Raw genomic sequence first — 15515 nt, forward strand, 5'->3', positions numbered from 1 at the left:
CACCAGTTGGCTGCGGCTCACCGTTCGCATTGCCCTCGCCGTCCCTCTGAGGTGGATCAAGGTGGATGCGTCATACCAGAACGCATCGTATCCACCCAGCCCTGGCACGGATACTGTCTTACGGCAAAGGGCGGGTCGTGTCCGGTCAGCCAACCGGAGACGACCCGCCCTTTGCGATACTGTGCGGGCCTCAGCCCTCGTCGTCCTCCTCGGCGAGTCCCTTCTCCAGGACCCGTCCCTCGCCTGGAGCGAGGGTGCCGAGGATGCGCTCCAGATCGTCTATCGAAGCGAATTCGACGACGATCTTTCCCTTCTTCTGGCCGAGATCGACCTTCACCCGGGTCTCGAAGCGGTCCGAGAGCCGAGAGGCGAGGTCCGTGAGCGCCGGCGACAGCCGCGCTCCGGCCCGCGGGCTCTTCGGCTTGGACGTGCTTTTCGGACTCGAGTTGATCAGCGTCACGATCTCTTCGACCGCCCGCACCGAGAGCCCCTCGGCCACGATCCGGTGAGCGAGCCGGTCCTGCTCCTCGGAGTCCTCCACCGAGAGCAGCGCCCGCGCATGACCGGCCGAGAGCACACCGGCGGCGACCCTGCGCTGGACGGGAGGCGACAGACGCAGCAGACGCAGCGTGTTGGACACCTGCGGACGCGAGCGTCCGATCCGGTCGGCCAGCTGGTCGTGCGTGCAGTTGAAGTCCTTGAGCAGCTGGTCGTAGGCGGCAGCCTCCTCCAGCGGGTTCAGCTGTGCGCGGTGCAGGTTCTCAAGCAGCGCGTCCAGCAGGAGCTTCTCGTCGTCCGTGTGCCGGACGATCGCCGGAATGCGCTCCAGACCGGCCTCGCGGCAGGCCCTCCAGCGGCGCTCGCCCATGATGAGCTCGTAGCGCTCGGGCCCCAACTGACGTACGACGACAGGCTGGAGAAGCCCCACTTCCTTGATGGACGTGACCAGCTCCGCGAGGGCGTCCTCGTCGAAGACCTCACGCGGCTGGCGCGGGTTGGGCGTGATGGCGTCGAGCGGCAGCTCGGCGAAGTGCGCGCCGGCCGGCTCAGCGGGCTGCGCTGCCGCCTCCGGCTCCGGTGCCGGTGTGATCGCCTCGGGAGCAGCGGCGGCCGCCGGCAGCGTCGTCACCTTGGCTGCTGCCACGCCCCGTTCCGCGGTTAGCACCGGAGCCGCTCCCGGAGAGCTCGAAGCCCCGGAAGGGGGCACCTGCTTCTCCTGGGGAGCGGCAGGGATCAGCGCACCGAGCCCACGCCCCAACCCTCTACGTCGCTCGCTCACTGGATCCCCTCCGACATGTTCTGCTGGCTGTTCTGACTGCCCACATGGGCTTGCTGCGGGTCGTAGTGAATCCCGACCCCACGCAGCGCGATCTCGCGAGCCGCCTCAAGATACGACAGGGAGCCGCTGGAACCCGGATCGTAGGTCAGCACCGTCTGCCCGTAACTAGGGGCCTCGGAAATACGCACCGAGCGCGGGATGCTCGTCCGCAGCACCTCGTCACCGAAGTGGCTGCGCACCTCATCAGCCACCTGCGAGGCAAGACGAGTTCTGCCGTCGTACATGGTGAGCAGAATCGTCGAGACATGCAGCGTCGGGTTGAGATGCCCACGCACCAGGTCCACGTTCCTGAGCAGCTGTCCCAAGCCCTCCAGCGCGTAGTACTCGCACTGGATGGGGATCAGCACCTCCGCACCGGCGACCAGCGCATTGACGGTCAGCAGACCGAGCGACGGCGGGCAGTCGATGAGGATGTAGTCCAGCGGCTGCTCGTAAGCCTGGATGGCTCGCTGCAGTCGGCTCTCCCGCGCCACCAGCGACACCAGCTCGATCTCCGCACCGGCGAGATCGATGGTGGCGGGGGCGCAGAAGAGGCCTTCGACGTCCGGGACCGGCTGGACCACATCGGAGAGCGGCCTGCTCTCCACCAGGACGTCATAGATCGAGGGGACTTCGGCGTGGTGATCGATCCCCAGCGCCGTGGAGGCGTTTCCCTGTGGATCCAGGTCGACCACCAGAACGCGCGCGCCGTGCAGCGCGAGCGAGGCGGCAAGGTTGACCGTGGTGGTGGTCTTCCCTACGCCGCCCTTCTGGTTGGCGACAACCATGACGCGCGTCTGCTCAGGTCGGGGCAGACCTTCACCGGCACGCCCCAGCGCCTCCACGGCCAGCTGGGCAGCTCGACCAATGGGGGTGTCGTCCATCGGGGGCGGTGTTTCACGTGAAACATCGTCCCCCGGCGACTCGGTACGGGGACCGGGGACCGGATCGGTCATCGGTCCCGCGATGTTGGCGTCGGACCGCAAGGATTCACTCTCCTCGACTTCAGGCTCGCAATAAGCAGAGCCTGCCATGCTTTCGGGGTCGTGAACCAGCGAGGCCCGTGGTTCTGTGGATGAATCCACCTCTGTGGACAATTCCGTAGCCCTCGCGAAGGGCTTGCGGTCCCGCATCGGGGCGGCAGCACGGCCGCGGCTGATGATTCCCTGCAGCAGTGAGCGACGTTTCACGTGAAACACGATGCACGCGACGCAGGACTACGGGCGCACGACACTCCGAAATGCGTACGTATGGCAGCTTGTATGGAGCATCGCTGATAGACAGTTACGAACTGCTATCGATCAGCGACGCCGACGGGTACGGCTGGTCCGGGCGGCCTTGGCCCGCTTCGCTGCGAAGCGCACTCCGCCCGGGCTCTCCCCGACCTCCACACGCACCACAGTGGACAGCGGATCGACGAGGCCCTCACCGACATGCAGCACCGAGGTCTCCACAACGCCGAGCTTGCTCAGTGCGGCCCGGGCTCCCTGGATCTCCTCCTCGGCGGTGTCGCCCTTGAGCGCGAGCATCTCTCCGTAGGGACGCAGCAGGGGCACCCCCCAGCCCGCCAGCCGGTCCAGCGGCGCCACGGCACGCGCCGTCACTACATGCACCGGAGGGAGCTTGCCCAGGACCTCCTCGGCACGACCACGGACCACGGTCACATGGTCCAGGCCCAGCAGCTCGACGACTTCCTGAAGGAAGTTTGTGCGCCGCAGCAGAGGTTCAAGGAGCGTGATCTTCAGATCCGGACGCACCAACGCCAGCGGAATGCCCGGTAGGCCGGCCCCCGAGCCCACGTCGCAGACCGTCACACCCTCCGGTACGACCTCGGAGAGCACCGCGCAGTTCAGCAGATGCCGTTCCCACAGCCGCGGCACCTCACGGGGACCGATCAGGCCACGCTTGACTCCGACGTCCGCGAGCAGCTCCGCATACCGCACGGCCTCCGGAAAGAACTCTCCGAATACCGTCCGCGCCTCTTCGGGCGCCTGGGGAAGCTCTGCTGCCTCCGTCACGGGAACCGTCCTTCCGTACCGCACTGTCGCACTGTGGACTGTGGTGGCTGACTATCAGGCTGACAAAGATCGGCCCCGCCTGCGAACAGACGGGGCCGACAGAACGATGGAGGTCAGGCGGGGAGTACGACGACGAAGCGCTGCGGCTCTTCGCCCTCGGACTCGCTGCGCAGACCCGCCGCGGCGACCGCGTCATGCACGACCTTGCGCTCGAACGGAGTCATCGGGTCCAGCTTCACCGGCTGACCGGTGCCCTTCACCTCGTCGGCGGCCTTGGCACCGAGCTCGGCGAGCTCCGTGCGCTTCTTGGCCCGGAAGCCCGCGATGTCCAGCATCAGCCGGCTGCGGTCCCCTGTCTCCCGGTGCACGGCAAGCCGCGTCAGCTCCTGGAGCGCCTCCAGGACCTCGCCGTCACGGCCGACGAGCTTCTGTAGATCCCGGCTGCCCGAGTCACTGATGATCGAGACCGCGGCCCGGTCGGCCTCGACGTCCATGTCGATGTCACCGTCGAGATCGGCGATGTCGAGCAGACCCTCGAGGTAGTCGGCCGCGATCTCCCCTTCCTGCTCGAGGCGGGTCAGGGTGTCGCCACCCTCGGCGGCGGCGGAGATGGTGCCTTCCGTCACGGATGGACTCCTTCTTACTTCTTGGACGACGGGTGCTTGGGCCGCTGCTGGCCCTTGCGCTGTCCGGACTTGGGCTGCTGGCGTGCGGAACCTGAGGCAGGTTTCCCCGCCGGCTTCGGCTTGGTGTCTCCCCCAGAGCCTCCGGCCTCGGAGGTACTCCCGGAGCGCGCATCCTTCTCGAGCGAGAGCCTCGACTCGGAGTCGGCGGACTCGGAGCTCTTGGCTGCGCCCTGCTGCGCAGCGGCGGACTGACGCTTCGACTTGGTCTGACGCTTGGGCTGCTGCCGCCTCTGTGCGGGGCCGCCATCGGCCTCGGCGGCTGCCGTGTCACTCTTGGCCACCGTGCCGTCCGGCTGGGCGGCGAAGCCCGCCTTGGCCAGGCCTGTGATGAACCGACGCTCGTTCTCGTTGCGGTCCGCACCCTTGGCCACGATCGCCTGGATGACATTGCGCTTGCGACGCGACCGAACCTCGCTGTGGGCGGTGACGCCCTTCAGCAGACGCTGCAGGTAGTGGTCCTGGGCCTTGCTGCCCGGCGTCGGGTTCTGGTTGATGACGTACATCTGCTGGCCCATGGTCCACACGTTGGTGGTCAGCCAGTAGACGAGGACACCGACGGGGAAGTTGATGCCCATCACGGCGAAGATGACCGGGAAGATGTACATCAGCATCTTCTGCTGCTGCATGTACGGCGTCTTGACCGTCAGGTCGACGTTCTTCTGCATCAGCTGGCGCTGGGTGTAGAACTGCGACGCCGACATCAGGACGATCATGATCGCGGTGACGATGCGCACATCGGTCAGCGAGGCGTTGAGTGCGGCGACCTTCTCTGTGCTGTCTGTGAACTTCGACGCCAGAGGGGCACCGAAGATGTGCGCCTGGCGGGCGCTGTCCAGCAGCGATTCATTGATAACACCGACGGTCTTGCCCGAGGCGATGCTGGAGAGCACGTGGTACAGGGCGAAGAAGAACGGCGACTGCGCGAGGATCGGAAGGCACGAGGAGAGCGGGTTGGTACCCGTCTCCTTGTACAGCTTCATCATCTCTTCGGACTGACGCTGCTTGTCGCTCTTGTAGCGCTCCTGGATCGCCTTCATCTTCGGCTGGAGCGCCTGCATGTTCCGGGTCGACTTGATCTGCTTCACAAAGAGCGGGATCAGACAGATCCGGATGAGGATCACCAGCGACACGATGGACAGTCCCCAGGCCCAGCCCGTGTCGGGGCCGAAGATCGCCCCGTAGAGCGTGTGGAACTGGACGATGACCCACGAAACAGGTGTGGTGATAAAGCTGAAGAGACTGGCAATCGTGTCCACTAATCAGGCTCCTTGAGCATTGGGCGAGGTCTCTGCGGCCGCACTCGGGGGTTCGGGGGTCGACTCCCGGGGAGGCACATCGGCGGCGGAGTGCCCGCCCTTGCTGCCACGCAAGGCGTCGCGCAGCATTTCATGCCATCGCGGACGCTTGCGCGGCGGCACATGATCCACGCCACCCGGCGACCATGGATTGCATCGCAGGATGCGCCAGGCGGTCAGTGCTGTGCCCTTGACCGCGCCGTGCCGGTCGATGGCCGTGTATCCGTAGTGGGAACACGACGGGTAGTACCTGCAGACAGGCCCCAGCAGCGGGCTGATCGTCCACTGGTACAGCTTGATCAGAGCCAGCAGCGGGTACTTCATCGCGCGCCCCCTCCCAGCAGCCGCTGAAGAGCGGCATCCAGGTCTCGGGCCAGCTGTGCATAGTCGGCGTCGCCCGCGCCGGGCAGCGCCCGTACGACCACCAGGCTACCGGGGGGCAGCTCGGCGAGCCGGTCGCGTATCAGGTGGCGCAGTCTCCGCTTGACCTTGTTGCGTACGACCGCCCCGCCCACGGCCTTGCTTACAACGAAACCCGCACACGTCGGGGGAGCGCTCTCCCCAGGCGCGTGCGGGTCCGTTGCACCGCTGCGTAGATGGACGACGAGGAGCGGGCGGCCGGCCCGGCGTCCTCGGCGTACCGCGGTCGCGAAGTCCTCGCGCCGCCTCAGCCGATTCTCGGTAGGCAGCACGTCATAACCTGTACGCGATCAGGCGGACAGGCTGGCGCGACCCTTGCCACGGCGGTTCGCGAGAATCGCGCGGCCGGCACGGGTGCGCATCCGCAGGCGGAAGCCGTGGGTCTTGGCGCGACGACGGTTGTTCGGCTGGAAGGTGCGCTTGCTCACTCGGGGGCTCCAGAAATGATTCGTTGGTGGCGGGACATCGCCTGGCTGTCACCGTGCGCCCACGAGTAGCTCGCGTTTACGCCCGAGTGCACCGCTTCACGATCACAGACCGTGATCTTTGCCCATCGGAGGCAGGCGGCAGCAGCCATCGACAACTCGACCTGGTTACGGTACGCGCGGCTACGCCATCCGGTCAAACCAGGGTCACGGCGTGGTCCACTGTGCACAGGCTGTGGACAACAACTTGAACCGCGCGGGTCGCCCTGACTACCGTGGCTGAACTCCAATTCCTTTCCTGCCTGTCTTCCCATCCCGTCCCGAGAACCACACATTCGTGGGACCTGCGAGAGAGCGTGCCTTGTGGCTGACGTACCTGCCGATCTTGCCGCAGTGTGGCCACGAGTGCTGGAACAGCTCCTCGCCGAGGGCCAGCAGGGCATCGAGCCCAAGGACAAGCAGTGGATCGAGCGCTGCCAGCCACTCGCACTGGTGGCCGACACCGCGCTCCTCGCCGTGCCCAATGAATGGGGCAAGCGCGTCCTCGAGGGCCGACTCGCCCCGTTGATCAGCGAGACCCTCAGCCGTGAGTGCGGTCGGCCGATCCGGATCGCCATCACCGTGGACGACTCCGTGGGCGAGTCTCCGGCTCCGCAGTCACCCCCCACGCAACAGCAGGCTCCTCGCTATCAGGGCGGCCCGCAGCACGACGAGCGGCGGAACGACCCGTACGACGACTACGGGCACCGGCCCGACGACGACCGGCTGCCCAACGTCCGTCCTGCCTACCCCGAGTACCAGCAGCATCAGCGCCCTGAGCCCGGCGCCTGGCCGCGTACACAGGAGGACCTCTCCTGGCAGCAGCCGCGGCTCGGTGGCTTCCAGGACCGCGACCCGTACGCCACCGCCCGGCAGCGCCAGCCCCAGCACGACTACCGGCAGCCGCAGCCACCCGAGCGCCAGCAGTACGAGCAGCCGCGCCCGGAGCGCCACGACCTTCCCGATCGGCAGGCACCCCATCGCAGCGTTCCCGGGGGGGCACCCGGACCGCTGGGCGCTCAGCCCTCGCCGGCGCCCGGTCCCGGTGAGCCGCATGCCCGCCTGAACCCGAAGTACCTCTTCGACACCTTTGTCATTGGCGCTTCCAACCGGTTCGCGCACGCCGCGGCGGTCGCGGTCGCGGAGGCGCCGGCCAAGGCGTACAACCCCCTGTTCATCTATGGGGAGTCGGGGCTCGGCAAGACCCACCTGCTGCACGCCATCGGGCACTACGCACGCAGTCTCTACCCCGGCACCCGGGTGCGGTATGTGAGCTCGGAGGAGTTCACCAACGAGTTCATCAACTCGATCCGCGACGGCAAGGGCGACACGTTCCGCAAGCGCTACCGCGATGTGGACATCCTGCTGGTCGACGACATCCAGTTCCTGGCGAGCAAGGAGTCGACGCAGGAGGAGTTCTTCCACACCTTCAATACGCTCCACAACGCCAACAAGCAGATCGTGCTGTCCTCGGACCGGCCGCCCAAGCAGCTGGTGACGCTGGAAGACCGGCTGCGGAACCGCTTCGAGTGGGGTCTGACCACCGACGTACAGCCGCCGGAGCTGGAGACGCGGATCGCGATCCTCCGTAAGAAGGCGGTGCAGGAGCAGCTCAACGCCCCGCCGGAGGTACTTGAGTTCATCGCCTCCCGGATCTCGCGCAACATCCGCGAGCTGGAGGGCGCGCTGATCCGGGTGACCGCCTTCGCTTCGCTCAACCGGCAGCCGGTGGATCTCGGGCTCACCGAGATCGTGCTCAAGGATCTGATCCCGGGTGGGGAGGACGCGGCTCCCGAGATCACCGCGAGCGCGATCATGGCAGCGACCGCCGACTACTTCGGTCTGACGGTGGAGGATCTCTGCGGATCGTCACGCAGCCGGGTGCTGGTGACCGCCCGCCAGATCGCGATGTATCTGTGCCGTGAGCTCACCGATCTGTCGCTGCCGAAGATCGGCGCGCAATTCGGCGGCCGCGACCATACGACCGTGATGCACGCGGACCGCAAGATCCGCGCCCTGATGGCCGAGCGGCGCTCCATCTACAACCAGGTCACCGAGCTCACCAACCGCATCAAGAACGGCTGAGGCAGCCACCCAAGAGGCCTTCGAGGGCGCCCCGGGACGAGGTCCCGGGGCGCCCTTCGTCGTTCCAGAGGCATCGCGCCACCCCTCCCGCGCCTCTCCTCCAGATGTCCGGTGTTCGAATAGTCGGCGACCGGGAGGTGTTCTCCACAGATCTGGGGACGACTTTCCGTCCACAGCCTGGGGACTGGAAAGTTGTCCAGATTGCGTCCACAGGGGCGGTTGCTGAGACTTCATCACACCAGGTCAGACGCTTGTGGATTTGTGGCCAACCGTGCTCCACAGACTGTGGACACAGAAGCCCTCCACAGGGCTCGATCAAGGTTGTCCACCGGCAGCCCACAGGCAGCGCCGCGTTGCCCACAGCTTTCCCACACCCCTGTCCACTGTTCGGCAACGAAACACCCGAGATCACTGTGTCGAGTGAAAGGCGTCACACCAACGAGGTCGGTTGGCCTGTGGGGAACGTGGGTAAAGCTGGGGACAGCACTGGGGAGAAGTCCCCCCGGGCTGTGCATCGGATGTGCAGAACTTTCGGGCGTCCACAGAACCACCGGGTTGTCCACCGGCTCCGCCCACAGGCCCGGTGGACAAAAAAATGGGTCTGACCTGCATGGATGGCGTTATCCACCGTTTCCACAGGCCCTACTACTACTCCCACTTAGAGTTACCGGGGAATTCGCTTCGAAGAAGGCCCTGTGCACAACTCGAGCCCGGAGCGCCTCACGCCTCTTGCCACGACTTGACCCCGACCCGCACCGACTGTCGGTGCCGTACGTCAGACTGGTCCCCGGCGACACAGCCGACGACGAAGGCCAGCAAGGGCGAGCCAGCAACAGCAGGAGGCGGTTCCGGTGAAGATCCGGGTGGAGCGCGATGTACTCGCGGAGGCGGTGGCCTGGGTGGCCCGGAGCCTCCCGGCCCGTCCGCCGGCGCCCGTACTCGCGGGCCTTCTTCTGAAGGCGGAGGACGGCGCCCTCAGCTTCTCGAGCTTCGACTACGAGGTCTCGGCCCGCGTCTCCGTGGAGGCGGAGGTGGACGAGGACGGCACAGTCCTGGTCTCCGGCCGACTGCTCGCAGACATCTGCCGCGCCCTCCCCAACCGGCCGGTGGAGATTTCCACAGACGGTGTACGGGCGACCGTCGTCTGTGGCTCCTCGCGATTCACACTCCACACCCTGCCTGTGGAGGAGTACCCGGCGCTGCCGCAGATGCCGACCGCGACCGGCACCGTGCCCGGTGAGGTCTTCGCCTCCGCCGCCGCGCAGGTCGCCATCGCCGCCGGCCGCGACGACACGCTCCCGGTGCTCACCGGCGTACGTATCGAGATCGAGGGCGACACCGTCACCCTGGCCTCCACCGACCGCTACCGCTTCGCTGTCCGCGAGTTCCTGTGGAAGCCGGAGAACCCGGACGCGTCCGCTGTCGCGCTGGTGCCCGCCAAGACGCTGCTGGACACCGCCAAGGCGCTGACCAGCGGTGACACGGTCACCCTCGCGCTCTCCGGCTCGGGTGCAGGCGAGGGGCTCATCGGTTTCGAAGGCGCCGGGCGGCGGACCACGACCCGGCTGCTCGAGGGCGATCTGCCGAAGTACCGGACGCTGTTCCCCACCGAGTTCAACTCGGTCGCCGTGATCGAGACCGCGCCCTTCGTCGAGGCCGTCAAGCGGGTGGCCCTGGTCGCCGAACGGAACACCCCGGTGCGGCTCAGCTTCGAGCAGGGCGTGCTGATCCTGGAGGCCGGTTCCAGCGACGATGCACAGGCTGTGGAGCGCGTCGACGCGAACCTCGAGGGCGACGACATCTCGATCGCCTTCAACCCGACCTTCCTGCTCGACGGCCTGAGCGCCATCGACTCGCCGGTCGCCCAGCTCTCGTTCACCACCTCCACCAAGCCGGCGCTGCTGAGCGGCAAGCCGGCTGTGGATGCCGAGGCGGACGAGGCGTACAAGTACCTGATCATGCCTGTGCGGCTGTCCGGCTGAGTCCGGTTGGTCCGCCGAGGGCTGATCCCGACGGGCCCGCTCACGCCCGAGCGGGCCCGTCGGGCCGTCGGTACCGGCCCGGCGTAGGCTCGGATCCGGGTACGAATCGGCATACAACGCTTAAGGAATTTGTGATGGAGCTCGGTCTCGTCGGCCTCGGCAAGATGGGCGGCAATATGCGCGAGCGCATCCGCCGCGCAGGCCACACCGTCATCGGCTACGACCGCAACCAGGACGTCGCCGATGTCCACAGCCTCGAAGAGCTTGTGGGCAAGCTGAAGGGCCCGCGGGTCGTGTGGGTGATGGTGCCGGCCGGATCCGCGACCCAGTCCACCATCGACGAGCTGGCCGAGCTGCTGTCCCCGGGCGACATCGTGGTGGACGGCGGCAACTCCCGCTGGACGGACGACGAGAGGCACGCTGTAGAGCTGGGCATCAAGGGCATCGGCTTCGTCGACTGCGGTGTGTCCGGCGGCGTCTGGGGCCTGGAGAACGGCTACGCGCTGATGTACGGCGGCCATGCCGAGCACGTCGCGAAGGTGCAGCCGGTCTTCGACGCGCTGAAGCCCGAGGGCGAGTTCGGCTCGGTGCACGCGGGCAAGGTCGGCGCGGGCCACTTCGCGAAGATGGTCCACAACGGCATCGAGTACGCCATGATGCAGGCCTACGCCGAGGGCTGGGAGCTGCTGGAGAAGGTCAACTCGGTCACCGACGTACGTGAGGTCTTCCGCTCCTGGCAGGAGGGCACGGTCATCCGTTCCTGGCTGCTCGACCTGGCGGTCAACGCGCTGGACCAGGACGAGCACCTGGACCAGCTGCGCGGTTATGCAGAGGACTCCGGCGAGGGCCGGTGGACTGTGGAAGCCGCGATCGACAACGCGGTGCCGCTGCCCGCGATCACCGCGTCGCTGTTCGCGCGGTTCGCGTCTCGTCAGGACGACTCCCCGCAGATGAAGATGGTCGCGGCGCTGCGCAACCAGTTCGGCGGCCACGCGGTCGAGAACAAGAAGTAGCCCTGAGCCGGGGGAGGTCGGCGTACATCCATGCACGTCACGCATTTGTCGCTGGCCGACTTCCGCTCGTACGCCCGGGTCGAGGTCCCGCTCGACCCGGGCGTCTCCGTGTTCGTGGGGGCGAACGGGCAGGGCAAGACCAATCTCGTCGAGGCGGTCGGCTATCTGGCGACGCTGTCCAGTCACCGGGTCTCTTCGGACGCGCCGCTGGTGCGGATGGGGGCGGACCGGGCGGTGATCCGGGCCGCTGTCACGCAGGGCGAGCGTTCCCAGCTGGTCGAGCTGGAGCTCAATCCGGGGAAGGCGAACCGGGCCCGTATCAACAGGTCTTCGCAGGTCAGACCGCGTGATGTGCTGGGGATAGTGCGGTCGGTGCTGTTCGCGCCGGAGGATCTGGCGCTGGTGAAGGGCGATCCCGGCGAGCGGCGGCGGTTCCTCGACGAGCTGGTCACGGCGCGGTCGCCGCGGATGGCGGGGGTGCGGTCCGACTACGAGCGCGTGCTCAAACAGCGCAACACCCTGCTGAAGTCGGCGGCGATGGCGCGGCGGCACGGCGGGCGCGTGGCGGCAGCTCCCGGGACGAAGTCCGGCGGGGCGGATCTGTCGACGCTGGACGTGTGGGACCAGCATCTGGCGCGGGCGGGCGCGGAGTTGCTGGCGCAGCGGATCGAACTGATCGCGGCGCTGGAGCCGCTGGCGGAGAAGGCGTACGAGCAGGTGGCGCCGGGGGGCGGGCCGGTAGCGCTGGAGTACCGTTCCTCCGCCGGTGGCGGTGCGGGTGCTGCCGGGGTGCAGGGGCGCGACGCGTTGTACGAGCAGCTGATCGGCGCGCTGACGGAGGTGCGCAAGCAGGAGATCGAGCGGGGCGTGACCCTGGTCGGGCCGCACCGGGACGACCTGGTGCTCAAGCTGGGGCAGCTGCCGGCGAAGGGGTACGCCAGCCATGGCGAGTCCTGGTCGTACGCGCTGGCGCTGCGGCTGGCCTCGTACGACCTGCTCCGGGCGGAGGGCAATGAGCCCGTTCTGGTGCTGGACGACGTCTTCGCGGAGCTGGACGCGCGACGTCGGGAGCGGCTGGCTGAACTGGTGGCTCCGGGTGAGCAGGTGCTGGTGACCGCGGCGGTCGAGGACGATGTGCCGGGGGTGCTGGCGGGTACGCGGTACGCGGTGGCGGACGGGGCGGTGGAACGCGTATGAACCAGGACCCCGGCGGCGAGTCCGTTCAGATGCCGAAGGTGCCCGAGTCGTCGGGTGTCGACCTGGCCCGGGTCGCGCTGCGCGCGGCGAAGGAGCAGGCGAAGGCACGGGGTGCGGCGGCGCAGCAGAAGAAACAGGCCAGGCGGGGCGGGGGTCTGCGGTCGGGGGCGCGTGCGGACGGCCGCGATCCGCTCCCGCTGGGTGCGGCGATCAACCGGCTGATCACCGAGCGGGGCTGGGAGACTCCGGCCGCAGTGGGCGGGGTGATGGGGCGCTGGCCGCAGATCGTGGGCGAGGACCTGGCGAACCACTGTGTGCCGTTGAAGTACGACGAAGATCCTGACGAGCGCGTGCTGACGGTGCAGTGCGACTCGACGGCGTGGGCGACGCAGCTGCGGCTGCTGGCGCCGAGGCTGGTGGCGCGGCTGAACGAGGACTTGGGGCACGGGACGGTACGGCTGATCAAGGTGCTGGGGCCCGGGGGGCCGCAGAGGGGGTACGGGCCGCTGAGGGCGCCGGGGAGTGTGGGGCCGGGCGACACGTACGGCTGAGGGGTGTCTCTCCCCACCCCCACCCCACCGGTTCCCGAAACCGGGGCTGCGCCCCGGACCCCCAGGATTTTCGGCGGCCACCCCCACCCGTAACGAGCGAAACCCCACGAAGTGTGTGACGCGTCTCTCACCACAGCCAGAACATAGTCAGACCGTAGCGAGTGGTTGACAGGCCGAAGCGCTCAACGCCCGTGTGAGCCTCCTGGAGCCCCTTCCTGGATATGGGGAGTCGGACCATCACGGTTCAGGGCGGCACATGCGGACTCAGCTACCGGCAAACCCCCATTCGTGTCGGCGGTACCGGTAGACTGGTGGACAATCCCGCCCACTCGCGGAACATGTCGAACGACGCAGCCGCTCCCGCCTGCCCGGAGAACGGCTTGTGCTGTGCCAGAAAGGGCGCTTCGTGGCCGATTCCGGCAACCCCAACGAGAACATTCCGTCCACTCCTGCCGGTGGAAACGGCGAGGTATCCGCCTCGTACGACGCCAGCGCGATCACAGTCCTCGAGGGTCTGGACGCGGTCCGCAAGCGCCCCGGCATGTACATCGGCTCGACCGGTGAGCGTGGACTTCACCACCTTGTGCAAGAGGTCGTCGACAACTCCGTCGACGAGGCCCTCGCCGGGCACGCGGACACCATCGACGTCATGATCCTTGCCGACGGTGGCGTACGCGTGGTCGACAACGGCCGCGGTATCCCGGTGGACATTGTCCCGTCCGAGGGCAAGCCGGCCGTCGAGGTGGTGCTGACCGTTCTGCACGCCGGCGGCAAGTTCGGCGGCGGCGGCTACGCCGTCTCCGGCGGTCTGCACGGCGTCGGCGTATCGGTCGTCAACGCCCTGTCGTCCAAGCTCTCCGTCGAGGTCAAGCGCGACGGCTACCGCTGGACGCAGGACTACAAGCTCGGCGTCCCCACCGCCCCCCTCCAGCGGAACGAGCCCACCGACGAGACCGGCACCACGGTCACGTTCTGGGCCGACGGCGACGTCTTCGAGACGACCGAGTACTCCTTCGAGACGCTCTCCCGCCGTTTCCAGGAGATGGCCTTTCTCAACAAGGGCCTGTCCCTGACGCTGACCGACGAGCGCGAGTCGGCCAAGGCCACCGCGGGCGCGGACGCCCCCGAGGAGCCGGACGAGGAGCCGCCCGCCAGGACGGTCACGTACTACTACGAGGGCGGCATCGTCGACTTCGTGAAGTACCTGAACTCCCGCAAGGGCGATCTGATCCACCCGACTGTCATCGACATCGAGGCAGAGGACAAGGAGCGGATGCTCTCTGTCGAGATCGCCATGCAGTGGAACTCCCAGTACACCGAGGGTGTGTACTCCTTCGCGAACACGATCCACACCCATGAGGGCGGTACGCACGAAGAGGGCTTCCGGGCCGCGCTCACGGGCCTGGTCAACCGTTACGCGCGCGACAAGAAGCTGCTGCGCGAGAAGGACGACAACCTCTCCGGCGAGGACATCCGCGAGGGTCTGACCGCGATCATCTCGGTCAAGCTGGGCGAGCCGCAGTTCGAGGGCCAGACCAAGACCAAGCTGGGCAACACGGAGGCGAAGACCTTCGTCCAGAAGGTCGTGCACGAGCACCTCACCGACTGGTTCGACCGCAATCCCAACGAGGCCGCGGACATCATCCGCAAGTCCATCCAGGCGCAGACGGCGCGAGTAGCGGCCCGTAAGGCCCGCGACCTGACCCGTCGCAAGGGCCTGCTGGAGTCGGCTTCGCTGCCGGGCAAGCTGAGCGACTGCCAGTCCAACGACCCGACGAAGTGCGAGATCTTCATCGTCGAGGGTGACTCCGCCGGCGGCTCGGCGAAGTCCGGCCGTAACCCGATGTACCAGGCGATCCTGCCCATCCGAGGCAAGATCCTGAACGTCGAGAAGGCGCGGATCGACAAGATCCTGCAGAACACCGAGGTCCAGGCGCTGATCTCCGCCTTCGGCACCGGAGTCCACGAGGACTTCGACATCGAGAAGCTCCGCTATCACAAGATCATCCTGATGGCGGACGCCGACGTCGACGGCCAGCACATCAACACGCTGCTGCTGACCTTCCTGTTCCGCTTCATGCGGCCGCTGGTCGAGGCCGGGCACGTCTATCTCTCGCGCCCGCCGCTCTACAAGATCAAGTGGGGTCGGGACGACTTCGAGTACGCGTACTCGGACCGTGAGCGCGACGCGCTCGTCGAGCTCGGCAAGCAGAACGGCAAGCGGATCAAGGAAGACTCGATCCAGCGCTTCAAGGGTCTCGGCGAGATGAACGCCGAGGAGCTGCGCATCACCACGATGGACGTGGACCACCGCGTGCTCGGCCAGGTCACGCTCGACGACGCGGCGCAGGCCGACGACCTGTTCTCGGTGCTGATGGGCGAGGACGTCGAGGCGCGGCGCTCGTTCATTCAGCGCAATGCCAAGGACGTCCGCTTCCTCGACATCTGAGTCGGTCTGTCGCTGACCGCTTCGAAAGGATTTTGAC

At 67.3% G+C, this 15515-nt stretch carries 14 protein-coding genes; 6 read left to right on the forward strand and 8 right to left on the reverse strand.

Annotated features, from left to right (window positions below; translation table 11 throughout):
• Positions 1 to 190 precede the first annotated feature (190 nt).
• From ACZ3H8_RS15305 to rpmH, 8 genes are all read right to left on the reverse strand, one after another.
• The gene (locus tag ACZ3H8_RS15305) at positions 191 to 1279 is read right to left on the reverse strand and encodes a ParB/RepB/Spo0J family partition protein (protein ID WP_467401787.1); all 1089 of its coding nucleotides are present in this window, start codon (positions 1277 to 1279) and stop codon (positions 191 to 193) included.
• A complete protein-coding gene (locus tag ACZ3H8_RS15310; protein ID WP_467402292.1) occupies positions 1276 to 2352 on the reverse strand; it encodes a ParA family protein in 1077 nt (358 codons plus the stop codon). Before ACZ3H8_RS15310 ends, ACZ3H8_RS15305 begins: the two co-directional genes overlap by 4 nt.
• Positions 2353 to 2619: 267 nt before the next feature.
• Positions 2620 to 3336 (reverse strand): 16S rRNA (guanine(527)-N(7))-methyltransferase RsmG, encoded by a 717-nt coding sequence (gene rsmG / locus ACZ3H8_RS15315; protein ID WP_467401790.1) that lies wholly within the window; start codon positions 3334 to 3336, stop codon positions 2620 to 2622.
• 113 nt (positions 3337 to 3449) lie between these two features.
• Entirely contained in the window at positions 3450 to 3962 is a 513-nt protein-coding gene (locus ACZ3H8_RS15320) for a Jag family protein (RefSeq protein ID WP_356223347.1), read from the reverse strand.
• A gap of 14 nt (positions 3963 to 3976) precedes the next feature.
• On the reverse strand, positions 3977 to 5278 hold the full coding sequence (gene yidC, locus ACZ3H8_RS15325; RefSeq protein WP_467401794.1) for a membrane protein insertase YidC: 1302 nt from the start codon (positions 5276 to 5278) through the stop codon (positions 3977 to 3979).
• A 3-nt stretch (positions 5279 to 5281) separates the two neighbouring features.
• Positions 5282 to 5641 (reverse strand): membrane protein insertion efficiency factor YidD, encoded by a 360-nt coding sequence (yidD, locus tag ACZ3H8_RS15330; protein WP_307662333.1) that lies wholly within the window; start codon positions 5639 to 5641, stop codon positions 5282 to 5284.
• A complete protein-coding gene (gene rnpA / locus ACZ3H8_RS15335) occupies positions 5638 to 6009 on the reverse strand; it encodes a ribonuclease P protein component (RefSeq protein ID WP_307662332.1) in 372 nt (123 codons plus the stop codon). Before rnpA ends, yidD begins: the two co-directional genes overlap by 4 nt.
• An 18-nt stretch (positions 6010 to 6027) precedes the next feature.
• Entirely contained in the window at positions 6028 to 6165 is a 138-nt protein-coding gene (gene rpmH, locus ACZ3H8_RS15340) for a 50S ribosomal protein L34 (protein WP_006381191.1), read from the reverse strand.
• A gap of 360 nt (positions 6166 to 6525) precedes the next feature.
• Between rpmH and dnaA the strand changes: the two genes are divergently transcribed.
• The 6 genes from dnaA to gyrB all read left to right on the forward strand — a co-directional run bounded on the left by dnaA (position 6526) and on the right by gyrB (position 15478).
• Entirely contained in the window at positions 6526 to 8286 is a 1761-nt protein-coding gene (dnaA, locus tag ACZ3H8_RS15345; protein ID WP_467401798.1) for a chromosomal replication initiator protein DnaA, read from the forward strand.
• Between the two features lie 851 nt (positions 8287 to 9137).
• On the forward strand, positions 9138 to 10268 hold the full coding sequence (dnaN, locus tag ACZ3H8_RS15350) for a DNA polymerase III subunit beta (RefSeq protein ID WP_398990254.1): 1131 nt from the start codon (positions 9138 to 9140) through the stop codon (positions 10266 to 10268).
• Between the two features lie 134 nt (positions 10269 to 10402).
• Complete coding sequence (gene gnd, locus ACZ3H8_RS15355) at positions 10403 to 11281, forward strand: phosphogluconate dehydrogenase (NAD(+)-dependent, decarboxylating) (protein ID WP_398990253.1); 879 nt, start codon at positions 10403 to 10405, stop codon at positions 11279 to 11281.
• 30 nt (positions 11282 to 11311) lie between these two features.
• Positions 11312 to 12478: a DNA replication/repair protein RecF gene (recF, locus tag ACZ3H8_RS15360; protein ID WP_467401802.1), complete on the forward strand. Its 1167-nt coding sequence runs from the start codon at positions 11312 to 11314 to the stop codon at positions 12476 to 12478.
• Positions 12475 to 13029: a DciA family protein gene (locus ACZ3H8_RS15365; protein ID WP_467401805.1), complete on the forward strand. Its 555-nt coding sequence runs from the start codon at positions 12475 to 12477 to the stop codon at positions 13027 to 13029. Before recF ends, ACZ3H8_RS15365 begins: the two co-directional genes overlap by 4 nt.
• 382 nt (positions 13030 to 13411) lie before the next feature.
• Positions 13412 to 15478 (forward strand): DNA topoisomerase (ATP-hydrolyzing) subunit B, encoded by a 2067-nt coding sequence (gene gyrB, locus ACZ3H8_RS15370; protein ID WP_467401807.1) that lies wholly within the window; start codon positions 13412 to 13414, stop codon positions 15476 to 15478.
• The last annotated feature ends 37 nt before the right edge of the window (positions 15479 to 15515 follow it).

This window comes from Streptomyces sp. NPDC002868 (assembly GCF_055563295.1).